General features: G+C 70.7%; 25 protein-coding genes. 11 read left to right on the top strand and 14 right to left on the bottom strand.

The window, feature by feature from the left end; translation table 11 throughout:
- Window positions 1–40: 40 nt before the first annotated feature.
- The gene (locus ABCS02_RS25710; protein ID WP_345838537.1) at window positions 41–1,075 is read left to right on the top strand and encodes a quinone-dependent dihydroorotate dehydrogenase; all 1,035 of its coding nucleotides are present in this window, start codon (window positions 41–43) and stop codon (window positions 1,073–1,075) included.
- Between the two features lie 113 nt (window positions 1,076–1,188).
- Here the strand turns inward: ABCS02_RS25710 and ABCS02_RS25705 are convergent, their stop codons facing one another.
- Window positions 1,189–1,749, bottom strand: a complete 561-nt coding sequence (locus ABCS02_RS25705) for a DUF3043 domain-containing protein (protein WP_345838536.1) — start codon at window positions 1,747–1,749, stop codon at window positions 1,189–1,191.
- A 70-nt stretch (window positions 1,750–1,819) separates the two neighbouring features.
- Here ABCS02_RS25705 and ABCS02_RS25700 point away from each other — a divergent pair, with 70 nt between their 5' ends.
- The 6 genes from ABCS02_RS25700 (at window position 1,820) to ABCS02_RS25675 (ending at window position 7,701) form a co-directional block, all read left to right on the top strand.
- Window positions 1,820–3,232: a M20/M25/M40 family metallo-hydrolase gene (locus ABCS02_RS25700; protein WP_345838535.1), complete on the top strand. Its 1,413-nt coding sequence runs from the start codon at window positions 1,820–1,822 to the stop codon at window positions 3,230–3,232.
- Window positions 3,233–3,275: 43 nt separating this feature from the next.
- A complete protein-coding gene (erpA, locus tag ABCS02_RS25695) occupies window positions 3,276–3,641 on the top strand; it encodes an iron-sulfur cluster insertion protein ErpA (RefSeq protein WP_345838534.1) in 366 nt (121 codons plus the stop codon).
- A gap of 188 nt (window positions 3,642–3,829) precedes the next feature.
- Window positions 3,830–4,726 (top strand): cytochrome c oxidase subunit II, encoded by an 897-nt coding sequence (gene coxB / locus ABCS02_RS25690; protein WP_345838533.1) that lies wholly within the window; start codon window positions 3,830–3,832, stop codon window positions 4,724–4,726.
- Complete coding sequence (gene ctaD, locus ABCS02_RS25685; RefSeq protein ID WP_345838532.1) at window positions 4,726–6,480, top strand: cytochrome c oxidase subunit I; 1,755 nt, start codon at window positions 4,726–4,728, stop codon at window positions 6,478–6,480. Before coxB ends, ctaD begins: the two co-directional genes overlap by 1 nt.
- 3 nt (window positions 6,481–6,483) lie before the next feature.
- Entirely contained in the window at window positions 6,484–6,900 is a 417-nt protein-coding gene (locus ABCS02_RS25680) for a cytochrome c oxidase subunit 4 (protein ID WP_345838531.1), read from the top strand.
- Window positions 6,901–6,903: 3 nt separating this feature from the next.
- Window positions 6,904–7,701 carry a protein phosphatase 2C domain-containing protein gene (locus ABCS02_RS25675; protein ID WP_345838530.1) on the top strand — a complete coding sequence of 266 codons (798 nt, stop codon included), beginning with the start codon at window positions 6,904–6,906 and terminating at the stop codon, window positions 7,699–7,701.
- A 196-nt stretch (window positions 7,702–7,897) separates the two neighbouring features.
- Here the strand turns inward: ABCS02_RS25675 and ABCS02_RS25670 are convergent, their stop codons facing one another.
- The 4 genes from ABCS02_RS25670 to ABCS02_RS25655 are packed head-to-tail and all read right to left on the bottom strand — an operon-like array spanning window position 7,898 to window position 12,313.
- On the bottom strand, window positions 7,898–9,751 hold the full coding sequence (locus ABCS02_RS25670) for a ubiquinol-cytochrome c reductase cytochrome b subunit (RefSeq protein ID WP_345838529.1): 1,854 nt from the start codon (window positions 9,749–9,751) through the stop codon (window positions 7,898–7,900).
- Window positions 9,751–10,815, bottom strand: coding sequence for a Rieske 2Fe-2S domain-containing protein (locus ABCS02_RS25665; RefSeq protein ID WP_345838528.1), 1,065 nt, complete (start codon window positions 10,813–10,815; stop codon window positions 9,751–9,753). The genes ABCS02_RS25670 and ABCS02_RS25665 overlap by 1 nt, the downstream gene beginning before the upstream one ends.
- A 36-nt stretch (window positions 10,816–10,851) precedes the next feature.
- Window positions 10,852–11,658 carry a cytochrome c gene (locus ABCS02_RS25660; protein ID WP_345838527.1) on the bottom strand — a complete coding sequence of 269 codons (807 nt, stop codon included), beginning with the start codon at window positions 11,656–11,658 and terminating at the stop codon, window positions 10,852–10,854.
- A gap of 19 nt (window positions 11,659–11,677) precedes the next feature.
- Window positions 11,678–12,313 carry a heme-copper oxidase subunit III gene (locus ABCS02_RS25655; protein ID WP_345838526.1) on the bottom strand — a complete coding sequence of 212 codons (636 nt, stop codon included), beginning with the start codon at window positions 12,311–12,313 and terminating at the stop codon, window positions 11,678–11,680.
- 121 nt (window positions 12,314–12,434) lie between these two features.
- Between ABCS02_RS25655 and trpD the strand changes: the two genes are divergently transcribed.
- Entirely contained in the window at window positions 12,435–13,502 is a 1,068-nt protein-coding gene (gene trpD / locus ABCS02_RS25650; protein ID WP_345838525.1) for an anthranilate phosphoribosyltransferase, read from the top strand.
- A 287-nt stretch (window positions 13,503–13,789) separates the two neighbouring features.
- Here trpD and ABCS02_RS25645 read toward each other — a convergent pair whose 3' ends face one another.
- The 3 genes from ABCS02_RS25645 to ABCS02_RS25635 all read right to left on the bottom strand — a co-directional run bounded on the left by ABCS02_RS25645 (window position 13,790) and on the right by ABCS02_RS25635 (window position 16,024).
- Window positions 13,790–14,713, bottom strand: a complete 924-nt coding sequence (locus tag ABCS02_RS25645; protein ID WP_345838524.1) for a 5'-3' exonuclease — start codon at window positions 14,711–14,713, stop codon at window positions 13,790–13,792.
- A 19-nt stretch (window positions 14,714–14,732) separates the two neighbouring features.
- Complete coding sequence (locus ABCS02_RS25640; protein ID WP_345838523.1) at window positions 14,733–15,365, bottom strand: hypothetical protein; 633 nt, start codon at window positions 15,363–15,365, stop codon at window positions 14,733–14,735.
- Window positions 15,366–15,493: 128 nt separating this feature from the next.
- Window positions 15,494–16,024: a hypothetical protein gene (locus tag ABCS02_RS25635; protein ID WP_345838522.1), complete on the bottom strand. Its 531-nt coding sequence runs from the start codon at window positions 16,022–16,024 to the stop codon at window positions 15,494–15,496.
- 61 nt (window positions 16,025–16,085) lie between these two features.
- Between ABCS02_RS25635 and ABCS02_RS25630 the strand changes: the two genes are divergently transcribed.
- Window positions 16,086–16,505, top strand: coding sequence for a hypothetical protein (locus tag ABCS02_RS25630; protein ID WP_345838521.1), 420 nt, complete (start codon window positions 16,086–16,088; stop codon window positions 16,503–16,505).
- Window positions 16,506–16,520: 15 nt separating this feature from the next.
- Here the strand turns inward: ABCS02_RS25630 and ABCS02_RS25625 are convergent, their stop codons facing one another.
- Complete coding sequence (locus ABCS02_RS25625; protein WP_345838520.1) at window positions 16,521–16,886, bottom strand: VOC family protein; 366 nt, start codon at window positions 16,884–16,886, stop codon at window positions 16,521–16,523.
- 61 nt (window positions 16,887–16,947) lie between these two features.
- Between ABCS02_RS25625 and ABCS02_RS25620 the strand changes: the two genes are divergently transcribed.
- Window positions 16,948–17,409: a MarR family transcriptional regulator gene (locus ABCS02_RS25620; protein ID WP_345838519.1), complete on the top strand. Its 462-nt coding sequence runs from the start codon at window positions 16,948–16,950 to the stop codon at window positions 17,407–17,409.
- On the opposite strand, the gene ABCS02_RS25615 is transcribed toward ABCS02_RS25620, so the two are convergent.
- The 5 genes from ABCS02_RS25615 to ABCS02_RS25595 all read right to left on the bottom strand — a co-directional run bounded on the left by ABCS02_RS25615 (window position 17,396) and on the right by ABCS02_RS25595 (window position 23,979).
- Entirely contained in the window at window positions 17,396–18,433 is a 1,038-nt protein-coding gene (locus ABCS02_RS25615; protein ID WP_345838518.1) for an FUSC family protein, read from the bottom strand. The genes ABCS02_RS25620 and ABCS02_RS25615 overlap by 14 nt on opposite strands.
- Window positions 18,434–18,457: 24 nt before the next feature.
- Window positions 18,458–19,498, bottom strand: a complete 1,041-nt coding sequence (locus ABCS02_RS25610) for an FUSC family protein (RefSeq protein WP_345838517.1) — start codon at window positions 19,496–19,498, stop codon at window positions 18,458–18,460.
- Window positions 19,499–19,520: 22 nt separating this feature from the next.
- A complete protein-coding gene (locus ABCS02_RS25605) occupies window positions 19,521–20,006 on the bottom strand; it encodes a hypothetical protein (RefSeq protein WP_345838516.1) in 486 nt (161 codons plus the stop codon).
- A 24-nt stretch (window positions 20,007–20,030) separates the two neighbouring features.
- On the bottom strand, window positions 20,031–21,833 hold the full coding sequence (locus ABCS02_RS25600; protein ID WP_345838515.1) for a pyruvate kinase: 1,803 nt from the start codon (window positions 21,831–21,833) through the stop codon (window positions 20,031–20,033).
- A gap of 100 nt (window positions 21,834–21,933) precedes the next feature.
- Window positions 21,934–23,979 (bottom strand): copper-translocating P-type ATPase, encoded by a 2,046-nt coding sequence (locus ABCS02_RS25595; RefSeq protein ID WP_345838514.1) that lies wholly within the window; start codon window positions 23,977–23,979, stop codon window positions 21,934–21,936.
- Window positions 23,980–24,078: 99 nt separating this feature from the next.
- Here ABCS02_RS25595 and ABCS02_RS25590 point away from each other — a divergent pair, with 99 nt between their 5' ends.
- On the top strand, window positions 24,079–25,209 hold the full coding sequence (locus tag ABCS02_RS25590; protein WP_345838513.1) for an NAD(P)-binding domain-containing protein: 1,131 nt from the start codon (window positions 24,079–24,081) through the stop codon (window positions 25,207–25,209).
- Window position 25,210: the final 1 nt, after the last annotated feature.

Here is a 25,210-nt window from a genome sequence, read left to right as displayed (position 1 = left end):
ACGCCGGAGGCGTGGAGCGCGCTCCGGTAGCCTGGGGCGGATGTACCCCCTCCTCTTCCGTCACGTCCTCTCACGTCTGGATCCGGAGACGGCGCACCATGCGGCGATGCTCGTCATCCGGATGCTGGGGGTTCCGCCGCTCTCGTGGATCGCGCGACGGATGACGCGGCCCGATCCGTCGCTGCGCGTCGAGGCGCTGGGGCTCACGTTCCCCTCGCCGTTCGGCGTCGCGGCCGGCTTCGACAAGAACGTGGTCGGCGCGCGCGGGCTCGGCGCGCTCGGCTTCGGGCACGTAGAGGTCGGCACGGTCACGGCTCTCCCGCAGGACGGGAACCCGAGGCCACGCCTGTTCCGTCTCATCCCGGACCGAGCCGTCATCAACCGCATGGGCTTCAACAACGGTGGCGCCGACCGCGCAGCGGCTCGCCTCGCGAAGCTCCGCCTCGCCCGTCGCCGGCCGGTGATCGGCGTCAACATCGGGAAGAGCCGCGTCGTCGCGGTCGAGGACGCGACCGCCGACTACGTCCGCAGCGCGCGGCTGCTCGCACCCCTGGCCGACTACCTCGTCGTCAACGTGTCGTCGCCCAATACGCCTGGGCTGCGCGGGCTGCAGGAGATCGAGCTCCTGCGTCCGCTGCTCGCCGCGGTGCGGGATGCCGCGGGCACGACGCCGCTCCTCGTCAAGATCGCGCCCGACCTCGCCGATGCCGAGGTCGAGGCGGTCTCGCGGCTCGCGGTCGACCTCGGGCTCGCCGGCATCGTCGCGACCAACACGACGATCTCGCGCGCGGGGCTCCGGACCGATCCCGCCATCGTCGAGGCGGCCGGCGCCGGCGGCCTGTCCGGCGCTCCGCTGAAGGAGCGGGCGCTCGAGGTGCTGCGTCTCGTGCGCGCGAACGTCCCCGCGGACTTCTGCGTGATCGCGGTCGGCGGCATCGAGACGGCCGCCGACGTACGGGAGCGGCTCGATGCCGGCGCGACCCTGACCCAGGGCTACACAGCCTTCCTCTACCAGGGCCCCCTCTGGGCGCGGACCCTCAACCGTGCCCTCCTCCGCCCCGCCACCTCTCGCTGAGAACGCGCGTATGTCCTCGACACGCCGTCGAAAAAGGACACACGCGCGTTCTCGCGTAGGAGGTGGCGCGGGTCGGGCCCGGGGAAAGGGAGGGGCGAGGCTCGGCCGGCGGGTCAGGAGGGGTAGTGGCGGCGAGCGACCTGCGGCTTCGGCAGGCGCATGAACCGCATCTGGATCGAGCGCATCGACCCATACCAGCTCAGGCCGCGTTCGAGGCGGTCCCCGAACTTGCGGCGGGCGGCGCGCCGGATGCGGAACGACGTGATCACCATGTCGATGACGACGGCGATGACGTAGACCCACAAGAGGATGAACGCCCAGTACTGGATGTCGGGCACCGGCAGGAACGTCGCGACGATCACGAGCACCATGAACGGCAGGATGCCCTCGCCGATGTGGTAGCCGGCGTCGATCCAGTCGCGGACGAAGCGCCGCTGCGGACCCTTGTCGCGCTGCGGGAGGTAGCGGTCCTCGCCGGCGGCCATGCCGGCGCGTGCCTTCTCGCGCTGCTGCGCGAGCTCGACGCGCGCGCGCTCCTTCGCCTCTTTCGTGTTCGCGACGAGCGGGCGCTTTCGGGCGGCCTCCTGCTCCGCGCGGCTCGGCGTCGGGCGTCCCTTGCCGCCGGCATCCTGCGGGGTGTCCTGGGGAGCGGGGGCGGGTGGCTGCTTCGGCACGGTGTTCCTCGAACGGCGGACAGGGTTCCGCCTCGAATCGGCGGATGGGCGTACGCCTAAGATTACCCGCATGCTCCCCGAGAACGCCCGAGAGGATGCCGTGCGTGCCGCCGCGCTCGCGGCCACGCCGCACGCCCTCGCAGAGCTCGGGCAGCTCGTCCGCATCCCGTCGATCGCCTTTCCCGGCTTCGACGCTGACGAGGTCCGGCGCAGCGCCGAGGCGGTCGCAGCCCTCGCGGAGGGCCTCGGCGTGTTCGACCGCGTCGAGATCGCGACGGCGGAGGTCGCGGGATCGGCTGATCTCGGCATGCCGGCCGTGCTCGCCACGCGTGCCGCCCGCGACGGCCGCCCCACGGTCGTCCTCTACGCCCATCACGACGTCCAGCCGCCCGGCGATCCCGCGCGGTGGCAGTCGTCGCCGTTCGAGCCCACCGTGCGCGGCGGCCGGCTCTACGGCCGCGGCGCCGCGGACGACAAGGCAGGGGTCATGGTCCACCTCGCAGCCATCCGCGCGCTGGCCCAGATCGCCGGCGACGACCTGGCGCTGGGGATCACGCTCTTCGTCGAGGGGGAGGAGGAGGCCGGCTCGCGCTCGTTCACCTCGTTCCTCACCGATCACGCCGAGGCGCTGGGGGGCGACGTCATCGTCGTGGCCGACTCCGGAAACTGGGATGCCACGACTCCGGGCCTGACGGTCTCGCTGCGCGGCAACGCCCGCTTCACGCTGCGCGTGCGCACGCTCGACCACGCGTCGCACTCCGGCATGTTCGGCGGCGCCGTCCCGGATGCCATGATGGCGACGATCCGGCTGCTGTCGACCTTGTGGGATGCCGACGGCTCGGTCGCCGTCGACGGACTCCGCGTCCGCGAGGCCGAGACCCCCGCCTACGCCGAGCGCACGCTGCGCGCGGAGGTGGGCCTTCCCGCGGGCGTCTCGCCGATCGGCTCCGGCCCGATCCTGGGCCGCATCTGGAACAAGCCGGCCCTCACGGTCACGGGGATCGACGCGCCGACGGTGGCGAACGCCGCCAACACGCTGACGCCCGAGGTGTCGGTCGTCGTCAGCGTGCGGGTGGCCCCCGGCCAGTCCGCGCGCGAGGCGTACGCCGCGATCGAGGCGCACCTGCGCGCGCACGCGCCCTTCGGCGCTGCCCTGAGCTTCGAGGACGTCGACCTCGGCGACGGCTTCCTCGTCGACACCGACGGATGGGCCGTCGAGCTGGCGCGCGACGCACTCGCCCGCGGCTACGGCGTCGACCCCGTCGACATCGGCGTGGGGGGCAGCATCCCGTTCATCGCGGATCTCGCGCACCGGTTCCCCGCGGCGCAGATCCTCGTGACCGGTGTGGAGGATCCCCACACCCGCGCCCACAGCCCCGACGAGTCGCTCGACATCGCCACGTTCCGCCGCGCGATCGTCGCGGAGGCGCTGCTGCTCGACGCGCTCGACAGCCGGCCCACCCCGGTGCGTGGCGGCGTATGATCGGGGAAGCCGCGGGAACCACGCGGAGTGAGGGAGGAGTGTCATGACCGACACCGCACTGTCCACCGAAGAGACGGTCCACTCGCACGGCGTGCTCCTGACGGACGCGGCCGCCGCCAAGGTGAAGAGCCTGCTCGACCAGGAGGGTCGCGACGACCTGCGACTCCGGGTCGCGGTGCAGCCGGGTGGCTGCTCGGGCCTCATCTACCAGCTGTACTTCGACGAGCGCTTCCTCGACGGTGACGTGACGGCCGACTTCGACGGCGTCGAGGTCATCGTCGACGAAATGAGCGTCCCGTACCTCGACGGCGCTTCGATCGACTTCAAGGACACCATCTCGGAGCAGGGTTTCACGATCGACAACCCCAACGCCTCGGGCAGCTGCGCATGTGGAGACTCCTTTCATTGAGTGAAGGGGCGACGCCTTCGGCTTCTCGCCGGGGCCGCTGCTGATCAGCACTTTCTTGCCTTACGTCGGCGCGATCGGAGTCTCTCCGGTCGCGCCGACGGCGTTCCAGGGCTGGGTGTGTGGCCGGAATCGGGTGTGAGCTTGCCCTAGACTGAACGTTGCTACGTTCGTGACCGAAGGGTGCCCCTGTGCCTGTGAAACGCCGCCTCCGCTGGGTCGCCCTCCCCGTAGGGATCGGTGCCGCGGTAGCCCTCGCCGGATGCAGCCCGACGCAGCTGCACGGCTTCCTTCCGGGCTTCACGGAGGACGGGCAGGCAGCGACGAACCGCACCGACATGGTCGCGGGTCTGTGGGTGAACTCCTGGATCGTGCTGCTCGCAGTGGGCATCGTCACGTGGGGTCTGATGCTGTGGGCGATGATCGCGTACCGCCGTCGCCGCGGTCAGACGGGCCTTCCGACCCAGCTGCGCTACAACATGCCGATCGAGATCTTCTACACGGTCGTGCCGCTCATCCTCGTGGTCGGCTTCTTCGCCTTCACCGCCCGCGATCAGACGGTCCTCGAGACGCAGAACCAGAACCCCGACGTCTCGATCATCGCGATCGGCAAGCAGTGGGCGTGGGACTTCCAGTACAACGGCAAGGCCGCCGACCAGTCCGACGCGGTGTGGTCGATGGGCGTCCAGGCGCAGGTGGCGAAGAACGGCGACGTCGACACCGCCGCGCTGCCGACGCTGTACCTGCCGGTCGACAAGTCGGTGCGGATCAAGCTCGAGTCCCGCGACGTCATCCACTCCTTCTGGATCATCGACTTCCTCTACAAGAAGGACATGTACATCGGCCAGGACAACTCGTGGTCGTTCACGCCGACCCGCGAGGGCACCTACGCCGGAAAGTGTGCCGAGCTCTGCGGCGAGTACCACTCGGCGATGCTCTTCAACGTCAAGGTCGTGAGCGACGCCGAGTACGAGCAGCACCTCACGGAGCTGCGCGACGCCGGACAGACGGGCGCGATCACGCAGGCGTACGATCGCCTCGACAACCTCCCCGGCACGGGTGCCACGACCAACGAGGACGGTAAGTGATGGCCACCACGCTCCCACTTCAGGAGGGCCGTACGACGACCCTTCCCCCTCGGCAGGCGGCGCTGCTCAGCTCGTCGCGCGTCGAGCAGAAGGGCAACATCGTCGTCAAGTGGGTCACGTCGACCGATCACAAGACGATCGGCTACATGTACCTGATCTCGGCGTTCGTCTTCTTCCTCCTGGGCGGCGTGATGGCTCTCATCATCCGCGCCGAGCTCTTCGAGCCGGGGATGCAGATCCTGCCGACGAAGGAGCAGTACAACCAGCTCTTCACGATGCACGGCACGATCATGCTGCTCATGTTCGCGACCCCGCTGTTCGCGGGCTTCGCGAACGCGATCCTGCCGCTGCAGATCGGTGCCCCTGACGTCGCCTTCCCGCGTCTGAACGCCTTCGCGTTCTGGCTCTTCCTCTTCGGCTCGACGATCGCCGTCTCCGGCTTCCTCACCCCGACGGGTGCGGCCGCGTTCGGTTGGTTCGCCTATCAGCCGCTCGCGAGTGCGACCTTCTCGCCGGGCGTCGGCGGCAACCTCTGGATGCTGGGCCTCGGCATCAGCGGTTTCGGCACGATCCTCGGCGCCGTGAACTTCATCACGACGATCATCACGATGCGTGCCCCGGGCATGACCATGTGGCGGATGCCGATCTTCTCGTGGAACACGCTGATCACGAGCATCCTCGTCCTGATCGCGTTCCCGGTGCTCGCCGCCGCGATCCTCGCCGCCGCCGCCGACCGCGTGCTGGGTGCGCACATCTACGATCCGCAGAACGGCGGCGTGCTGCTCTGGCAACACCTCTTCTGGTTCTTCGGCCATCCCGAGGTGTACATCATCGCGCTGCCATTCTTCGGCATCGTGTCGGAGATCTTCCCGGTCTTCAGCCGCAAGCCGATCTTCGGCTACAAGACCCTCGTGTACGCGACGATCTCGATCGCGGCGCTCTCGGTCGCGGTGTGGGCGCACCACATGTACGTGACCGGTGCGGTCCTGCTGCCGTTCTTCGCGCTCATGACGATGCTCATCGCGGTGCCGACGGGCGTGAAGATCTTCAACTGGATCGGCACGCTCTGGCGAGGGTCGGTGACCTTCGAGACGCCGATGGTGTTCGCGCTCGGCTTCCTCGTGTCGTTCGTTTTCGGCGGTCTGACCGGCGTCATCCTCGCCTCGCCCGCGTTGGACTTCGCGCTGTCCGATTCCTACTTCGTGGTCGCGCACTTCCACTACGTCGTGTTCGGCACGGTCGTGTTCGCGATGTTCGCGGGCTTCTACTTCTGGTGGCCGAAATGGACCGGGCGAATGCTCAACGAGCGCCTCGGCTACATCCACTTCTGGCTGCTGTTCATCGGCTTCCACATGACGTTCCTCATCCAGCACTGGCTGGGCGTCGACGGCATGCCGCGCCGCTACGCCGACTACTCGGCGGAGGACGGCTGGACGTGGCAGAACCAGGTCTCGACGATCGGCGCGATGATCCTCGCGAGCTCGATGATCCCGTTCCTCCTGAATGTGTGGATCACCGCGCGCCGCGCGCCGAAGGTCACGGTCAACGACCCGTGGGGCTACGGAGCGTCGCTCGAGTGGGCCACCTCGTGCCCGCCGCCGCGTCACAACTTCACCTCGATCCCGCGCATCCGCAGCGAGCGGCCCGCGTTCGACCTGAACCACCCCGAGGCCGCGCTGGCCGTGGGGGTGGGCCCGGCGAAGGATGCGCCGGATGCCCCGGTCGTGGACGTGGCTGCCGGAGAGGTGAAGTAAGCGATGCGCACCAATACCGGACTCTGGTGGCTTCTCGCCGGCTTCTTCCTCTTCGTCGAGGTCGTCTACACCGTCTGGCACGTCATCTCGTACGGCGTTCCGGAGTATGTCGGCACGGTGGCCTTCCTCTTCGGCGCCCTCATGTCGGTCATGATCGCGTTCTACACGTCGCGCGTGCACCGCGCACAGGGCGGGGAGCTGCCCGAGGACACCGTGACGGCCGACATCGACGACGGCGACCCCGAGATGGGCGAGTTCAGCCCGTGGTCGTGGTGGCCGATCGTCCTGGCCGCCTCCGCCGCGATCGGCGCGATCGGGCTTTCCGTCGGCACCTGGATGGTCCCGATCGGGCTGGGCGTGTTCGCGGTCGCGATCGTCGGCTGGGTGTACGAGTACTACCGCGGTTACTTCGCGCGCTGATCCGTGCCGATCCGCTTCCGGGCGGGCGCGGCGTCGGACGTCGGAGCCTTCCGCACGTCGAATCAGGATGCCGCGTTCACGGCGCCCTGGGGCGCTGCCGTCGCCGACGGCGTCGGTGGCGGTCCGTCGGGAGATCTCGCGTCAGCGGCGCTCCTGAGGCGATTCGCGGACGGTGCCGTCGGGATCCCCGACGAGCGCCGGCTGCTGGAGCGGATCCGCGCGGCGAACGGTGATCTTCGCGGCCACGTCCGACGCGATCCATCCCTTCAAGGGATGGCGACGACGCTCACGGGCGCGTTCGTGAGCCTGCACGGCACCGTGCTGCTCGCACACACCGGCGACTCGCGCGCGTACCTCCTCCGGGGCGGCACGCTCACGCGGGAGACGCGTGACGACTCGTACGTCCAGGTGCTCGTCGAGCGCGGGTTGCTCACGCCCGAGGATGCCGCCCAGCATCCGCGCCGCAACCTCATCACGTCGTCCCTCGGGGGAGGTGACGCCGACCTCGTGTCGGTGCGCGAGCGCGACGCCCTGACCGGAGACCGCTGGCTGCTGTGCAGCGACGGCCTCTCCGACTACCTCCCGGACACCGAGCTCGCCGCGATCCTCGCCGGCATCCGGTCGCCCTCCGGCGCCGCCGAAGCGGCCGTGAGCCTCGCCCTGGAGGCCGGCTCCCGCGACAACGTCACCGCGGTCGTCGCCGACCTCGTAGAGGCCTGGGACGCGAGCGATCCGCATCCGATCTTCTTCGGCTCCGCCGCCGCCCCCCTCGACGTGATCGACGCGCTCGAGAGCGCCTGACCCGCCCGCTCCTCCGCCCGCCGCTGCCACGCCGGCCCACCCATCCGCGAGACTGCATCGGCGCTCCGAGGCTGCGGGGTACGCCTGACGTCTCGGAGCGCACGTGCAGTCTCGCGGATGGCGGGGACGGGGCGGGGCCGGGATGACGAAGGCCCCCGGGTAACCGGGGGCCTTCGTCAGGGGGCGGGGGAGCAGATCAGCGCTCGGGCTTGTCCTCCGGCTCGTGCGGCGCGATCTCCGTCGTCGGCTCGTTGCTGGTCTGGTTCAGTTCCGTAAGGCCCCGGGGGGAGGGGAGCTCGCCCTCGGCCTTCGCGAACTTCTCGACGACGGGGTGACCGTCCTCGATCGCGCGCTGCGCCGCGGCCTCGACCTCTTCGGCCTCCGCCTCGTCGAGGTGGGTCAGCTCGTGGTGCTGGTGCGCCACGGCCTCCTCGAGCTGCGCGTGGGTGACGGGCGTCAGCCGGTCCTCGAAGAACCAGCGCGAGAAGCTCGAGCGCAGGTGCTCGTGCCACGGGATCCGGCCCTGGGCGTTCGGGCGCACCACGAGCGGCTCGTACGTCTCGTAGTCGACGAGCTTCCAGCGCTCGTACTCGTCGAGCGGCTGGTGCACCTCGATGTACTCACCGCCCGCGAGACGGACGATGCGGCCGGACTCGTAGCCGTGCAGCGCGACCTCGCGGTCCTTCTTCTGCAGCCCGATCGCGACGCGCTTCGTGATGAAGTACGCGATGATCGGCGCGACGATGAGCGAGACCTGCAGGGTGTGCGTGACGCCCTCGATCGTGAGCATGAAGTGCGTCGCGATGATGTCCGACGAGGCGGCGGCCCACAGGACCGCGTAGAACACGACACCGGCGGCGCCGATCGCGGTGCGCGTCGCGGCGTTGCGCGGGCGCTGGGCGATGTGGTGCTCGCGCTTGTCCCCGGTGACCCAGGACTCGATGAACGGATAGATCGCGACGAGGACCAGGAACACGACCAGCACGACGACCGGGATGATGATGTTCCACGACCACGTGTGATCCCAGAACACGCTCTCCAGGTGCGGCGGCACGAGACGCAGGGCGCCGTCCGCGAAGCCGATGTACCAGTCTGGCTGGGTTCCGGCGGAGACGGGGGAGGGGTCGTACGGACCGTACGCCCACACCGGGTTGATCGTGAACAGCGAGGCGATCAGGACGATCACGCCGAACACCGTGAAGAAGAAGCCGCCCATCTTCGAGGCGTAGATCGGCAGCATCGGGTAGCCCACGACGTTGTTGTTCGTCCGTGCCGGGCCCGCGAACTGCGTGTGCTTGTTCACGATCATGAGGATGAGGTGAACCGCGAGCAGCCCGACGAGGATCGCCGGCAGCAGCAGGATGTGGAGCGTATAGAAGCGGCCGACGAGCTGGTCGCCCGGGAACTCGCCGCCGAAGAGGAGGAACGAGGTCCACGTGCCGATCAGAGGGAGGCCCTTGATGAGGCCGTCGATGATCCGGAGGCCGTTGCCCGACAGCAGGTCGTCGGGGAGGGAGTAGCCCGTGAAGCCCTCGCCCATGGCGAGGACGAACAGCACGAAGCCGATGACCCAGTTCAGCTCACGGGGCTTGCGGAACGCACCCGTGAAGAAGATGCGGAGCATGTGCACGCCGATGCCGGCGACGAACGTGAGGGCGGCCCAGTGGTGGATCTGGCGGACGAGCAGACCGCCGCGGATGTCGAACGACAGGCGCAGCGTCGAGTCCAGCGCGGCCGACATCTCGACCCCGCGCATGGGGGGGAACGCGCCCGTGTAGTGCGTCGGCACCATCGAGGCCTGGAAGAAGAACGTCAGGAACGTTCCCGAGAGGAGTATGACGACGAAGCTCCACAGCGCGATCTCGCCGAGCATGAACGACCAGTGGTCGGGGAAGATCTTGCGACCGAGCTCCTTCACGAAGCCGGAGAGGCTCGTGCGGTCGTCGATGTAGCTCGCGGCTGCTCCGACGAAGCCGCCGATCGGCTTGACCTCTTCCTCGGACTTCGCGGGTGCGTCGACGGCCCCGTCAGTGGCGGTGGCGGTGCTCATCAGTGGCGCTCCCAGAAGCTCGGACCGACGGGTTCGTTGAAGCCGCTCTGCGCGATGAGGTATCCCTCGTCGTCGACCGTGATGGGCAGCTGCGGCAGCGGACGGGCGGCCGGGCCGAAGATGACCTTCGCGCCGTCCGAGATGTCGAACTGCGACTGGTGGCAGGGGCACAGCAGGTGGTGGGTCTGCTGCTCGTACAGGCCGACGGGGCAGCCGACGTGCGTGCAGACCTTCGAGTAGGCGACGATGCCGTCGTATGACCAGCCCTTGCGGTCCGGCGCCTCGGTCAGCTGGTCCTGCGGCATCCGCACCATCAGCACGATCGCCTTGGCCTTCGCGTTGAGGTAGGCCTTCTCGTCCGCGTCCTTGAGGTCGGCGAGCGGCTCAGGGATGACGTGGAACGCCGAGCCGAGCGTGACGTCCGAGGCCTTGATGGGCCGGCCGCTCGGGTCGTGCGCCAGGCGCATGCCCTTCTCCCACATCGTCTCCTCGAGGAGCGTGACGGGGTTCTCGTTCATCGGCGCGAGGCCGCGGAAGAGCGTGAGGCCGGGGAGGATCGACGCACCGAGCGCGATGAACAGCGAGTTGCGGATCATCGTGCGGCGCCCGAAGCCGGACTCCTCGTTCGCGTCGACGAACGCCTTGATCGCGGCAGCGCGGGTCGAGTCCTTGCCGCGCGTCGGGTGGCGGTGCTCGACGAACTCCTTGTCGCTCATGATCGCCTTCGACCAGTGCAGGGCACCGACGCCGATCGCGAGCAGGGCCAGCGCGATGCCGAGCCCGATGAAGAGGTTGTTGTCGCGGATGCTCCCGATCGAGCCGTCCTCGATGGGGAAGATCATGTAAGCGGCGATCGCCCAGATGCTGCCCGCGACCGACAGGTAGAAGAGCGTGTAGACCGTGCGGACCGCGCGGCGCATCGCCGCGGGGTCCTTGTCGGTCATCCGCTCGCGGTGCGGCGGCAGGTCAGGGGTCTGCACCGGGTCGGGCACCGCCACAGCGAGCCCCGAGGAGGGCTGCCAGTTCGCCCTCTCCAGGTCTGTTGCGTCGTCCTCGTGTGCCATGGTGCTCCTCGTACGTTCCGTATGGTCGATCGTCGGTCAGTTGGACTTCGCGGTGATCCACACCGTGACCGCGATGAGCGTGCCGATACCGAAGATCCAGATGAACAGGCCCTCCGAGACAGGACCCAGGTCGCCGAGGCCGTAGCCGCCCGGGGACTCGTTCTGCTGCAGCCAGAGCAGCGACGAGATGATGTCGCGCTTGTCCTCGGGCGTGAGGTTCATGTTGTTGAAGACCGGCATGTTCTGCGGGCCGGTGACCATCGCCGCGTAGATGTTGAGCGCGCTCGTCGTGTGGATGTTCGGGGCGTACTTGCCTTCGGTGAGCGCACCGCCCGCGGCGGCGACGTTGTGGCACATGGCGCAGTTGATGCGGAACAGCTCCGCGCCGCGCGCGACGTCGCCCTGACCGTCGATGATCCGGTTGTCGGGGTACGACGGGCCGGGGGCGACGGACTGGACGAACGCGCCGATGTCGGCGATCTGCGCCTCGGTGAACTGCACCGGCTTCTGCGGAGCCTGCGGGCCCTGAGCCTGCAGCGGCATCCGGCCGGTCGAGACCTGGAAGTGGACCGCGAGCTCGCCGACGCCAACGAGCGACGGGCCGTTCTCGGTGCCCTGCAGGTTGAGGCCGTGGCAGGTGGCGCAGTTGGCCTGGAAGAGCTTCTTGCCGTTGTCGGCGTTGCCCATCGAGGCGGTCGGTGCGGTGTTGTCGCTGGTCGCGGCCATCGCGGCGGATGCGCCGGCGTAGATCCCGCCCGTGAGCAGGAGGCCGATGCCGATCAGAGCGGCTGCGGCGAAGGGACTGCGGCGACCGGCCTGACGGCGCTTCGGGTGACGTGCCATAGGATTTCGGCTCCGCTTTCTACTTCAGGAAGTAAATGACGAGGAACAGGGCGATCCACACGACGTCGACGAAGTGCCAGTAGTACGACACGACGATCGAGGTCGTCATCTCCTTGCGCCCGAAGTTCTTGACGGCGTAGGCCCGGCCGATCACGAGCAGGAAGGCGACGAGGCCGCCGGTGACGTGGAGGGCGTGGAAGCCGGTGGTGAGGTAGAAGGCCGACGCGTACGAGTTCGCGCTGATCGGCATCCCCTCGGTGACGAGCTGGGCGTACTCCCACACCTGGCCGGAGACGAAGATCGCGCCGAGAGCGAAGGAGAGGAAGAACCATTCCGTCATGCCCCACCGCAACGGGCTGCCGCCCGTCTTGTAGGGCTGGAAGCGCTCAGCGGCGAAGACGCCCATCTGGCAGGTGACGGACGAGAGCACGAGGATGATCGTGTTCACGGTCGCGTACGGCACGTTGAGGTGCTCGGTCTGCGATGCCCAGAGCTGCGGCGACGTGCTGCGCAGCGTGAAGTAGATCGCGAAGAGCCCCGCGAAGAACATGACCTCGCTGCCAAGCCAGACGATCGTCCCGACCGCGACCGGATCCGGACGCTTAACGGTACGCAAAGCCTGGGAGTACGTCGCTGGGGTCGTCACGGACTCCATTATGGCCGAAACCGGGAGGCGATTTTCGCACCACGACGCCGTGACGCGGCCGTCCTGACACTTAGGACCGCCTAAGAATCGGCGGCGAAGTCGCCGTGAGTCCCTCACTAGGATCGTGCCTATGGCGGACCTGTACACGTGGCCGACGACCCTCACCACGCTTCTCGAGGGGCGGGATCTCAGCGTGTCCGAGTCGACGTGGGCGATGCGGCGCATCATGGCGGGCGAGGCGACGCCTTCGCAGCTGGCCGGTTTCCTGATCGCGCTGCGCGCCAAGGGCGAGACCGTCGACGAGATCGTCGGCTTCCGGGATGCCATTCTGGAGGCAGCGCTCCCGCTGCCGGTGCCCGCGGACGTCCTCGACATCGTCGGCACGGGCGGGGACCGCTTCGGCACGGTCAACATCTCCACGATGTCGGCGATCGTGGCCGCGGCATCCGGGATCCCGGTCGTGAAGCACGGCAACCGCGCCGCGAGCTCGTCGTCGGGCTCCTCCGACGTGCTGCGCGCGCTGGGCATCGACCTCGGGCTCAGCCCGGAGGCGGTTGCCGAGTCCCTCGCGCGGACCGGCATCGCCTTCGCCTTCGCGTCGGCCTTCCACCCGGGCTTCCGGCACGCGGGCGCGACCCGCGCCGAGCTCGGCGTGCCCACCGTCTTCAACATCCTCGGCCCCCTCTGCAACCCCGCGCGGGCCGAGGCCAACGCCGTCGGGGTCGCGCATCTCGACCGGGTGCCGCTCATCACGGGCGTGTTCCGGACCCGCGGCGCGACCGCGCTCGTGTTCCGCGGCGACGACGGGCTGGACGAGCTGACGACGACCGGCCACAGCCGCGTGTGGGAGGTCTCGCTCGGGGACGTGCACGAGCACGACCTCGACCCGCGCGACATCGGCATCCCGTTCTCGGACATCGACGAGCTCGTCGGCGGCAGCCCGGAGCACAACGCCGAGGTCGTCCGCCGCGTCTTCGGCGGCGAGACCGGGGCCGTGCGCGACATCGTGCTGCTCAACGCGGCCGCCGGCATCGTGGCGTTCCGCCTCTCCGTCGATGCGGGCGAGGTGCAGCGGCCGATCGTCGAGCGCCTCGCGGAGGCGAAGGACGTGGCCGAGGCCGCGATCGACAGCGGCGCCGCCGCCGCGAAGCTGCAGGAGTGGGCCGAGACCACCCAGGCCCTCGCCGCCGCGTCCTAGCCTGCCGCCCCGGCCGCCGGGCCCGTGCCGAGGGCCGTGACGAGCGGAGGAGATGGGACGAGCGGAGGGCCGGATCGGTCCGAGCATCCTCCCTCTGTCCCATCTCCTCCGCTCGTGACGGGTGCGGTCGCGGGCGTGTGGGTGGGGCCGCGCGGGCGAGTGGGCTCACCTGTCGCTCCCGACCGCTTGCGCGACTGATGGGGACAGGTGAGCGGGATGGCTTGTCGCTCACCTGTCGCGAGATGCGGCGCGGCGGGTCGATCGCGCCGGGTGAAGGGCGTGGGGGGTCAGGCGACCGTGGCGAAGGCGTCGCGGACGCGGGCCACCGAGGAGGCGAGGGACCAGCGCGCGGCGAAGTCCTCCAGCGCGGGATCGGCTTCGGGGACGGGGCGGATGCGGGCATCCGGGACGTCGAGGCGCAGGTCGCGCGCGACCTCGACCACGCGCGGCGCGACGGCGAGGTAGTCGAGGCCGGCGAGGACCTTCGTGGCCTGGCCCGGCGACATCCCGACGCCGGCGCGGGCGGCGGCGATGATCCCGGCGAGGCTCCCGTGCGCGTCGATCAGGGTCGCGGCGGTCTTCTCGCCGATGCCGGCGACACCGGGCAGGCCGTCCGAGGAGTCGCCGCGGAGCGTGGCGTAGTCGGCGTACTGATATCCGTGGATGCCGTACTTCGCCAGGATGACGGCATCCGTCACCACCTCGAGATTGCTCATCCCGCGGGCGGTGTAGACCACCCGGACGTCGCGGTCGTCGTCGACGAGCTGGAAGAGATCGCGGTCGCCGGTGACGACATCGACCGCGAGATCCGAGTTCGTCGCGAGCGTGCCGATCACGTCGTCGGCCTCGTGCTCGGGCGCGCCCACGACCGGGATGCCGAGGAGCGCGAGCGCGTCGCGGATGACCGGCACCTGGATCTCGAGGGGATCCGGGACCACCTCGACATCGGGGGCATCCTCGACGACGAGGGCCACGCGGTGGGTCTTGTAGCTCGGGATGAGGTCGACGCGCCACTGCGGACGCCAGTCGTCGTCCCAGCAGGCGACGAGATGCGTGGGGGAGTAGAGAGTGACGAGCTTCGCGATGCTGTCGAGCAGCCCCCGGACCGCGTTGACCGGGGTGCCGTCGGCGGCCCGCACCGTGTCGGGGACACCGTAGAACGCGCGGAAGTACAGGGATGCGGAGTCGAGCAGCATGAGGCGCGGGGTCACCCGGCCAGTCTGGCAGGGGTCAGCAGCCGGGGCCGCGCGGATTCTCCAGGCAGGTGCGCTGCACGAGCGCGGTGCGCACCTCGACGATGCGGACGTCGTAGGCCGCGCTCGTCGCGCGGACCGCGCCGGCGACCGGCCGCCAACCCCCGCCGAAGTCGACGGATGCCGCGTAGTCGACGCGCGCGTGCGCGGAATACGTGCCGGGCGCGGCGTAGACGTGGCTCGTCGGGGTGGGGGTGAAGTCGGCCTGCCCGAGGCGAGACCAGGATGCGCCGCCCGTCGTCGCGGCGCGGGTGCCGCCGTCGCCGTAGTCGAACGCGAAGCCGACCGGTACGAAGCGGACCGTGACGGCGTAGCCGAGGAGCGTGCCGGTGAGCCGCTGCTCGGATGCCGCGGCCACGAGGTTCGTCGGCATGCCCACGACGCCGAGGCCGGTCGGCTCACCCGTGATGCTCGGGGCGTCGGGGACGAAGGAGGCGAGGTCGGCGAGCGTGACGTCGGGGAGGCTCGCGACCTCGTAGCCGCCCCGGCACAGCGCCGTCGCGCACGCCCGCGTCGGCGCCGGCGCCGGGGCCGGCGCGGCAGGCCCGGCGTCGGAGTCGGCGTTGTCGGAGCCGCTGCCCGACCCTGGCCGAGTAGTGGAGCCCGACACGTCGACGCTCGTGCCGTCGGTGGTGGCTTCGCAGTGTGAGGACCATCCGGACCCGCATTGAGAGCCGGCTTCCACAGGAACGGCGAGTGGGAGAAGAGCTGCCGCCACGGCGAGTGGGAGAAGAGTTGCTATTCGCACGGTGTTCCGTCGGAGCGCCCGGTGATGGATGAGATCCGCAGCCCAGTGTCGGAGATATCTGACTTCTCGAAGCTGACCTTCATGCGCTGCACATCTCCTCGATCGGGATCGACGGCCGAAGCGCCTGACGAGTCGAACAACTCCACGCGACTGACGTCGAGGCAGACAGAGGCGCTCAACGGGGTATCCGGGCGCCTCTCGAAGAGATCGACGGCTGAGTCGCCACGAACGGTGAGACCATCAGCATGCATCCGAGAGAAGGACCTGCGATCCTCGGCGTTGGCGTCGCCGGTGGTCCAGGAGTAGACGTCCTCGAAGGTGGGGGGGTCGGCGAGGTCCACTCGGTTCAGGGCGTCGACGTAGGCGCGGTAGGTCGCCTCGGCGGCCGCGAAGGCCTCCGCGTCGGAGGCGAAGGACGGGGCGGGGGTCGGGGTGGGCGAGGGGACGGGCGTGCAGCCGGCCAGGGCGACCGCCGCCAGGGTGAGCGCCGCCAGGGCGAGGGCGGACGCGCGACGGAGCATGCAGCCACCGTAGTGAGCGTGCCGGACGGCATCCGCGGTTATCCACAGGCATACTAAGCGCGTGCAGATCTCCAAGCTCCTCGCGACCGCGACGATCGTCGCCGTCGGAACCGTCGGTCTCTCCGCGTGCGCGGGATCGTCGAGCGGCGGCTCCACGTCGTCGCCCACGCCCACGGCAATCGGCGGCAACTTGATCGCCCCCGTCACGATGAGCGCGAACGATCTGCAGGGGGCGACGGTGAAGCTGCTCGTCGGCCAGGTGCTCAACATCAACACCGGCTCGCTCGCGACCGACAGCTACTCGGGCACCGTGGCCGACATCCACGTCGCGGCCTTCACGGCGGGCTACACGAAGGACGGCGCGACCTTCAACCCCGGGGTGACCGGCATCGCTCCGGGAACGACGACCGTGACCATGACGAACGCGAACGGCGGCATCCAGCCGTTGCAGTTCACGGTCGTCGTGTCCGCCAAGCAGTAGCCCGCCGCGCGCCGCTCAGGCGCGGTCGTGGAGGGTGACGCGGTAGCCGTCGGGGTCGGCGAAGGTGAAGGTTCGCCCGAACGGGCCGTCGATCGGCGCGGACACGATCGTGTGTCCGTCGGCGACGAGGGCGTCGTGGATGGCCTGCACGTCGGTGGCGTGGAGCCAGATCGCCGTGCCGACGCCGGGCTGGCCGGCGTCGAGGTCGGTGCCCGGAACGATGTCGCGGAGGGCGAACGCGATCGGCGACGTGGCGAAGACGACGGCATGCGGCGGTCCGGCGGGCGAGCGGACGAGGCCGAGGTACTGCTCGTAGAACGCCTGCGACGCGTCGAGGTCGCGCGCCTGCAGGGAGATGAAGTCGGGGCCGGTGGCGGGCATGGAGTGCTCCTTAGATCGTGTCAGTCTTCTGACACGAGGAACTGTATGTCAGACTACTGACATGAGTCAAGACGACGCCGGTGTCGACCTGGAGACCTCCCTGGGCTACCTCCTGAAGGAGGCGTCGAGCGCCCTCCGCATCGCGATGGAGGACGTGCTGCGGCCGCTCGGGATGACCGTGACCCACTACGCGTGCCTCGAGCTGCTGGCGCAGCGACCCGGGTTGTCGAACTCCGAGCTCGCGCGCGGCGCGTTCGTGACCCGGCAGTCGATGAACGTGCTGCTCCAGGCGCTGGAGCGGGAGGGGCAGGTGACCCGGCCCTCGGAGGCGCCCGTCGGGAAGGTCCTTCCCACCCGGCTCACGCCGCGCGGCCGGCGGAGCCTGGAGAAGGCGAGCAGCGCGGTCCGCTCCGTGGAGATGCGGATGCTGGCGGGCCTGACCGAGACCGAGCAGCGCGGCGCGTTCCGGATCCTCCAGAGCATGGTCCGTTCCCTGCGCGAGAGCGGCGTCAGTCCGTCGTGAGGTTCTCGTGGACGCGCCGCAGGTCCTCCACGAGCGCGCCGACGAGGATCCAGTGCCGCGGCGCCTGGGCGACCACGAGCGGCGTCGTCAGCACGGGCAGCTCGGCGGTCATCGTGGACTCGGACGGCTCCGCGCGCCGCAGCAGGAGCAGCGTGTCGTGCCCCGCCCGGCGGAGCTGGTCGGCGATCTCGCGCACGATCGGATCCGCGCCGAGGTCGGGGTCGTAGCGGTCGTAGACCCCGCGGGTCATCCCGGACAGTTGCGTCACGATCGGCGTGAACTTCTCCAGGAGGTGCGCGAGCTCGGCGAGCTCCTCCCGGTGCCGTCGGCCGCGCGGGTTGAACGTGAGCGACTCCGCGGCCGCTGCGACGGCGGCGTTGGCCGTCGCCAGCAGGGGCCGGAGGAGCCGCACGCGCGTCATCAGATCCTCGCGCTGCGCGGGCGTCTGCGGCGTGACGAGCGCGTCCGCGAGCCGGTCGAAGGCCGCCGCCATCTCCGCCCCGAGCGCGTCGATCTTCTCCTGCGCCGGCCGCGCGAGCACCGGCGGGACGATCAGCAGGTTCACGATGAAGCCGAGCACCGCGCCGATCAGCGTCTCGATGACGCGGTCGAGCGCGTAGGCGGGGGTGGACACGCCGATCGACAGTACGAGGAGGGCGCTGATCGCGATTTGGTTGGAGCCGACCGGCGTCATCCGCAGCGCCCACGCGAGGAGCAGCCCGCCGGCGACGGCGACGAGGATCACCCACGGCTGGGGACCGAAGAGGATGCTGAGCCCGGACGCGAACACGACGCCCGCGATCACTCCGGCGGTGTACTCGATCGCGCGCGTGAACGACTGGTTGACGCTCGGCTGAACCACGAGAAGAGCGGCGATCGCGGCGAAGATCGGCGGCGGACCCGGGATGAGCAGCGGCGCGATCAGCCACGCCGCGAGGGTCGCCACGATCGACTTCACGACCTGGAGGAACGGCCCCCGCTGGGGTGCTCGGACGGCCTTCGTCATGCGCGCGGTGACACTCATGCGACCACGCTAGAGGGCGGGGGATCAGACGGTGGCGAGGTTCTCGTGGATGCGCCGCAGATCCTCCATGAGCGCGCCCACGAGCACCCAGTGCCGCGGGGGATCTGCGATCGAGAGCGGCGTCGTGAGGGCCGCCGGCTCGATGGCAGCCGCCGATCCGGGCGCCTCGACGCGCGCCCCGGTGGTCCGCACGTCGTGGCCCGCGCGCCGCAGGTGCTCGGCGAGCTCGCGGACGGCGGGATCGGCGCGCAGCGTGTCGTCGTAGCGGTCGGTCACCGCGCGCGTCATCCCGACGAGCTGCGTCACGATCGGGGTCAACAGGGTGCACAGCCGCGTGAGCCCGGCGAGCTCCTCGCGGTGGCGGCGGGCACGGGGGTTGAGCGCGAGCGAGTCCCGGCCGGCCGCGATCGCGTCCGCCGCCTCCTGCACCAGCCCGTGCAGCGTCCGGGCGCGGGCGAGGAGCCGGACGCGCTCGTCCGCGGTGAGCGGGGTCTGCAGGGCGTCGGCGAGGCGGTCGAAGGCCGCGGCGAGCTCGTCCGTGAAGGCCTGGAGCTTCGCGTGCGCGGGGGCGAGCGCCACCGGCGGCACGATCGCGAGGTTCACGAGGAAGCCGATGATCGCGCCGACGAACGTCTCGACGAGCCGGTCGATCGCGTAGTCGGGCGTGATCGGCGCCATCGCCAGCACCAGGACCGCGCTGATCGCGATCTGGTTCGCGCTGCCCGGCGTCATGCGGAAGACCCACGCGAGGAGGAGACCGACCGTCGCGGCGGTGAGCACCACCCACGTTCCCTCGCCGAACAGGAGGCCGAGGAGCGAGGCGACCCCGACGCCCGCGACGACCCCGACGGTGCGTTCGAGGCCCTTCGTGAGGGACTGGTTCACGCTCGGCTGCACCACGAGCAGCGCGGCGATCGCGGCGAACACGGGCGGCGGGCCGCCGGGGATCACGACGAGCGCCACGAGCCAGGATGCCGCGACCGACACCGCCGACTTCAGGACCTGGAGCAGGGGCCCGCGCTCGGGGGCCTGGAACGATCGAATCATGCGCCGCGTGGCATCCACGTGCCCACGCTAACGGCGCGCGCTACGGACGGCGGGCGTTGAGCGCCGACGCGGCCTGGGCGGGCGTCCGGTCGAGCTGGCTCTTCGGCCAGGTGAGGTCCCAGCCTCCCGACGAGGCGCGCGTGGCACGCATCGCCTCGGCCGTGTGCTCGGTGCGCGGCACGGACGCGACCGCGTCGTAGCGACGCAGGCGGATGCCGAGCAGGAGCGAGGTGCTGCCGATCCGGTCGATGTCGCTCCAGGGCACGACGCCGACCGCGGCGATGCGGATGCCGGCGTCCGTGGCGCGCAGGATCGTGCTGCGGACCCACATCCGCGCGATCGAGAAGCCGCCGCCGATGCCGAAGAAGCCGATCGCGCCGACCCCGACGACGATGTTGAGCACCTGATCCGGTCCGACGGCGATCACGACGACGCCCATCGCGGCGACTACGGCGCAGAAGACCGCGAGGATCACGAGGCGTCCGCGCGGGGACACGATCGACACGGGCGGACGGACATCGGTCACGATCGCCCAGCCTAGCCCGCGGGCTCAGCCGTCGCGCTGCCAGGAGCCGAGGCGCCGCAGCAGCGGCCGCTTCTTCTCGAGGTGCTCGTGCATGCGGCGCAGGATGTCGTCGAGCGCCTCGATCGCGTCGGTGATGTACGGCCCCTTGTTGAGCATGACGCACTCCGCGCGGTCGCCCGCCGCGGCATCCGTCACCTCCGCGCGGGTCGGCACGCCGGAGCCGGCGAGGCTGTCGAGCACCTGCGTCGCCCAGATGACGGGGATGCGGGCGGCCTCGCAGAGCCAGAGGATCTCCTCCTGCACCTCCGCAAGCCGCTCGAACCCGGCTTCGACGCCGAGGTCGCCGCGAGCGATCATGACCCCGACGCGCGGGCGCCGCATGAGCTCGAACACGATCTCGGGGAGGGCGGCGAACCCCCGCGTCGTCTCGATCTTCACGACCACGCCGAGGGCGGACTCGTGCTCCTCCAGTCGGTCGAACAGGGCGCGGACGTCGGTCGCGGAGCGCACGAACGACAGCTGCACGATGTCGGCGATCCGCATGACGTGGACGAGAGCCTCGTCGTCCTCGTCGGTGAGCGCTCCGACCGGCAGGTCGGTGTCGGGGAGATTGATGCCCTTCTCGGCACGCAGCTTCGTGCCGCCGGGGGCGGCGAGCGTGATCTCGACGGAGGCCTCGTCCTCGCCGGTCGCGGTGACGACGCCCTCGATCACGCCGTCGTCGAACGCGACGCGGTCGCCCTCGCGGACGGACTCGAGCGCCTCGGGGAGCGTGCAGCCGATGCGGTGGTCGCCGGCGTCGGTGGCGGCGACGGGCGTCAGGTCCGTCGTCAGCGTGACGGTGTCGCCGACGTGGATGCGGAGCGCGCGTTCGACCGGCGGCAATGCGCCGATCCGCGCGATCCCGTGCGGGGCGGCCAGCTCGGTGCCGGTCGCGAGGTAGGACGTGCGGTCGACCGTGACGAGGACCGCGCCGTCACGGATCTCGGCGACCGGCAGCGTCCGTTCGCGATCGCGCGTGTCGAAGAGGTGGACCTCGTCGCCGAACGACAGGCCGGCGAGCCAGTCCGCGTCGTCGATCGGTGCGATCACCCCGTCGAGCGGACCGGTCTCGGCATCCGGCGCCGTCAGCCAGAGCCGTGCGAGCTGCGTGACGCGCCCGAGCTCGTCGCGCGTCGGCCGCACCTTGGCGACCCGCGGGCCCGGCGCGATCGGACCGGTGCGGAGCTTGGGTCCCGCCAGATCCATCGCGACCGGGATGCCGGCATCCGTCGCGCGGACATGGGCCGCCATCCGCGCCCACGCCTCGGGGCCGTCGTGCGCGCAGTTGATCCGCGCGACGTCCATTCCGGCGCGCGCATACGCCGAGACCAGGTCCGGGTGGTCGGCGGCCTGGCCGGGGAGGGTGACCATGATGCGCGTGCTGCGGTCGTCGGGCGTGCCGCCGAGCAGCTGCGCCGCGTGGATGCCGAGCTCGCGCAGGGCCGTCGCGTGCGAGACCGGCTCCTCCGTGTTCTCCGCCTCCGGGCGCAGCGCATCGTCGAGCATCGCGAGGACGGCGTCGAGGTTGCCGAGCACGTCGGGCTCCATGCGCCCGAGCGAGGAGAGGCCCTCCGCGCTGAGGCGTCCCTGGAGCTCCCGCAGATCGTGCGAGCGCAGTGCGAGGTAGTGGGCGAGGTTCGCGGCCCCGGCGCGGTGCGACGTGTGGACCGCTGCGATCGTCGCGTCCGCGGCGCGTTCCGCCGCGATCGCCTCCCCGCGCAGGGCGGCGACGTCCGCGCGCAGGACCTCGAGGCGATCGGCGCGCTGTGGCGTCGGTGGATGCATCGATGCCCTCCTTTTCGTCGACGCTATCCGAGCCCGGTGAACGGATGGCGTCCCGACGGGGGCCGGAATGCGGTGATCGCTATGGATCACCTGAGAGAGCTCAGGCGCCGGGCGACAGGTCGATCCGGCGGAGGGTCTGCGCGTTGAGGGCCACGACGATCGTCGAGAGCGACATCAGCAGGGCGCCGACGGACGGTGGCAGCACGAAGCCGACCGGGGCGAGGACGCCTGCCGCGAGCGGCACAGAGATCAGGTTGTATCCGGCCGCCCACGCGAGGTTCTGCACCATCTTCCGGTAGGTCGCGCGCGACAGCCGGATGACGGACACGACGGAGCGCGGGTCGGAACTGGCGAGGATGACGCCCGCCGACGCGATCGCGACGTCGGTGCCGGCGCCGATCGCGATGCCGACGTCGGCGCGCGCCAGCGCGGGTGCGTCATTGACCCCGTCGCCCACCATCGCCACGATGCGTCCGCCGGTCTGGAGCTCGGCGACCTTCGCGGCCTTGTCCTCGGGTCGGACGCCCGCGAAGAAGCGCTCGATCCCGAGCTCCGCCGCGACGGCGCTGGCCACGGCGGGGGCGTCCCCGGTGATCATCGCGACCTCCACGCCCAGCCCGCGGAGCGCCTCGACGGCGGCGCGCGACTCGGGGCGCACGTCGTCGGCGACCTCGATCGTGCCGAGCGGCTCGCCCGCGCGGACGACCCACAGGACCGTGCCGGGGGAGTCGGACGCGGGATGCGGCAGGCCGAGCTCGGTGAGGAGGTGCGGCCCGCCGACGCGGACCTCCTCGCCGCCGACCGTGGCGCTGACGCCCACGGCCGGTGCGGCGGAGAACCCGGATGCGACCGGCACCGGCAGGTGTGCCGCGGCATCCCGGATCGCGCGGGCGAGCGGGTGCTCGCTGTCCGACTCCGCCGCCGCCGCGAGCGCGAGGAGCTCGTCCGCGTCGACCCCGGCCGCCGGCCGCACGGCCGTGACGGCCGGCTCGCCGCGCGTGAGGGTGCCGGTCTTGTCGAAGAGCACGACGTCCACGAGCCGCATGCGCTCGAGGGCGAGCCGGTCCTTCACGAGGATGCCGGCGGACGCCGCGCGACCCGTCGCGATCGCGACGACGAGCGGGATCGCGAGGCCGAGGGCGTGCGGGCACGCGATGACGAGGACCGTGATCGTACGGACGACCGCCTCGTCCGGCATCCCGAGGGCCGTCCAGACGACCGCAGTGAGGATCGCCGCGCCCAGCGCGAACCAGAAGAGCAGCGCGGCGAACCGGTCCGCGAGCCGCTGCGCGCGGGACGTGGAGGACTGCGCGTCCGCGACGAGGCGCCGGATGCCGGCGAGCGCGGTGTCGTCGCCGGTCGCGGTCACCACGACGCGGAGCCCCGAGTCGGTCGCGACCGTGCCGGCGGTGACAGCGTCGCCGACGGCGCGCGTGACCGGACGCGACTCGCCCGTGATCATCGACTCGTCGACGGCGGCGGCGCCGTCGACGATCCGTCCGTCCGCGGGAATCGTCGCGCCCGGACGGACGACGACGGTGTCGCCGACGCGGAGCTCGGCGGGGGAGACCGTTACCGTGCGCCCGTCCTCGACGCGCTCGGCCGTGTCGGGCAGGAGGGCGGCGAGGGCGTCGAGCGCCGAGCTCGCCTGCGCGAGGGAGCGCATCTCGAGCCAGTGGCCGAGGAGCATCACGACGATGAGGAGCGCGAGCTCCCACCAGAAGTTCAGCTCGTGGTCGAGGAGGCCGAGCGTGGCGCCCCACGAGGCGAGGAACGCGACGGTGATCGCGAGGGAGATGAGGAGCATCATCCCGGGCTGGCGGGTGCGCAGCTCCGACCAGCCGCCGGTGAGGAACGGCCGGCCGCCCCAGATGAACATGACTGTGCCGAGGATCGGCGACACCCAGGTCAGACCGGGGATGGCGGGCAGGGTGTAGCCGAGGATCATCGCGAACATCGGCGAGAGGGCGACGACCGGCACCGCGAGCACGAGCATGATCCAGAAGAGGCGCCGGAACTGCCCCACGTGGCCGCCGTGGTCGTGGCCCCCGTGGTCGTGGTCGCTGTGCCCCGCGTGTTCGTGGTCGTGCGGGTGCGTGTGCTCGGCGTGTCCGTCGTGCGTCATGTCCATCTCGTGCTCGGCCATCACTCTCCCTCTCTGATACCCCCCTAGGGTATCGAGAACGTCGAAACGCGTCGTGCTCTTCCCGGAATAACACGATCGGCGTCGCGGTTTCCCTCGGTCGTGGATATCTCGCCGGTCGACGTGCTCGTGATCGGCGCCGGGCAGGCCGGGCTGTCCGCCGCCTACCATCTGCAGCGCCGCGGGTATGCGGCTGCGACGTCCGACGCCCGCGAGGCGCGGGGCACGTACGTGGTGCTCGACGCGAATCCGGCGCCCGGCGGCGCCTGGCAGCACCGGTGGCCGTCGCTGCGGATGGCGACGGTGAACGGCATCCACCAGCTGCCCGGGTACCCGGTGCCGCCTGCCGATCCCGCGGCGGCGAGCCACGACGTCCTCCCGGCCTACTTCGCCGAGTACGAGCGGCGGTTCAGGCTCGCGATCGAGCGACCGGTCGCGGTGCGGGCCGTACGGCGGGCCGACGACGACCCGCACGGCCGACTGCTCGTCGAGAGCGACCGGGGCACGTGGTCGGCGCGGTTCGTCATCAACGCGACCGGCACCTGGACGCATCCGTTCTGGCCGCACTATCCCGGACAGGAGCTGTTCCGCGGGCGGCAGCTGCACGTCGCCGACTATGTCTCGGCCGACGAGTTCGCCGGGCAGCGGGTCGTGATCGTCGGGGGCGGCGGCTCGGCGCTGCAGCTGCTCGACGAGATCTCCCACGTCGCCGAGACGACCTGGATGACCCGCCGCGAGCCCGAGTGGATCCACGACGACTTCGACGAACCCGCGCGTATCGCGGCGATCCGGGGCGTCGAGGAGCGCGTGCGGCAGGGCCTCCCGCCCGGCAGCGTCATCTCGGTGACGGGGCTCCGGTGGAACCGGTGGGCGCAGTCCGCCCACGACCGGGGAGTCCTCGTGCGGCATCCCATGTTCACGCGGATCGAGGAGGACGGCGTCCGGATGCCGGATGGCTCGTTCCTCCCCGCGGACGTCATCCTCTGGGCGACCGGGTTCCGTGCCGCGATCGACCACCTCGCGCCCCTCCGGCTCCGGACGCCGCAGGGCGGCATCCGCGTCGCGAACGCGCGCGCGACGGACGAGCCGCGCCTGTTCCTCATCGGCTACGGGCCCTCGCAGTCGACGGTCGGTGCGAACCGTGCCGGCCGCGAGGCCGTGCGGGCCATCATGGCGGAGCCGGACGTCGTCCGCGCGGCAGACGCGAACGGGCTCGTCGCCGTCTCGCGCTGAC

It is taken from the genome of Microbacterium sp. X-17 (assembly GCF_039615055.1).
The sequence above is the reverse complement of the archived record's forward strand: the minus strand, read 5'-3'. Positions and strand labels throughout refer to the sequence as shown.

Excerpts from the sequence above, each read along its gene's own strand:
- ABCS02_RS25710 (WP_345838537.1), top strand. The coding sequence starts at position 41 with ATGTACCCCCTCCTCTTCCGTCACGTCCTCTCACGTCTGGATCCGGAG.
- ABCS02_RS25700 (WP_345838535.1), top strand. The coding sequence starts at position 1,820 with ATGCTCCCCGAGAACGCCCGAGAGGATGCCGTGCGTGCCGCCGCGCTC.
- erpA (WP_345838534.1), top strand. The coding sequence starts at position 3,276 with ATGACCGACACCGCACTGTCCACCGAAGAGACGGTCCACTCGCACGGC.
- ctaD (WP_345838532.1), top strand. The coding sequence starts at position 4,726 with ATGGCCACCACGCTCCCACTTCAGGAGGGCCGTACGACGACCCTTCCC.
- ABCS02_RS25680 (WP_345838531.1), top strand. The coding sequence starts at position 6,484 with ATGCGCACCAATACCGGACTCTGGTGGCTTCTCGCCGGCTTCTTCCTC.
- ABCS02_RS25670 (WP_345838529.1), bottom strand. The coding sequence starts at position 9,751 with ATGAGCACCGCCACCGCCACTGACGGGGCCGTCGACGCACCCGCGAAG.
- ABCS02_RS25665 (WP_345838528.1), bottom strand. The coding sequence starts at position 10,815 with ATGGCACACGAGGACGACGCAACAGACCTGGAGAGGGCGAACTGGCAG.
- ABCS02_RS25660 (WP_345838527.1), bottom strand. The coding sequence starts at position 11,658 with ATGGCACGTCACCCGAAGCGCCGTCAGGCCGGTCGCCGCAGTCCCTTC.
- ABCS02_RS25655 (WP_345838526.1), bottom strand. The coding sequence starts at position 12,313 with ATGGAGTCCGTGACGACCCCAGCGACGTACTCCCAGGCTTTGCGTACC.
- trpD (WP_345838525.1), top strand. The coding sequence starts at position 12,435 with ATGGCGGACCTGTACACGTGGCCGACGACCCTCACCACGCTTCTCGAG.
- ABCS02_RS25635 (WP_345838522.1), bottom strand. The coding sequence starts at position 16,024 with ATGCTCCGTCGCGCGTCCGCCCTCGCCCTGGCGGCGCTCACCCTGGCG.
- ABCS02_RS25625 (WP_345838520.1), bottom strand. The coding sequence starts at position 16,886 with ATGCCCGCCACCGGCCCCGACTTCATCTCCCTGCAGGCGCGCGACCTC.
- ABCS02_RS25620 (WP_345838519.1), top strand. The coding sequence starts at position 16,948 with ATGAGTCAAGACGACGCCGGTGTCGACCTGGAGACCTCCCTGGGCTAC.
- ABCS02_RS25615 (WP_345838518.1), bottom strand. The coding sequence starts at position 18,433 with ATGAGTGTCACCGCGCGCATGACGAAGGCCGTCCGAGCACCCCAGCGG.
- ABCS02_RS25600 (WP_345838515.1), bottom strand. The coding sequence starts at position 21,833 with ATGCATCCACCGACGCCACAGCGCGCCGATCGCCTCGAGGTCCTGCGC.
- ABCS02_RS25595 (WP_345838514.1), bottom strand. The coding sequence starts at position 23,979 with ATGGCCGAGCACGAGATGGACATGACGCACGACGGACACGCCGAGCAC.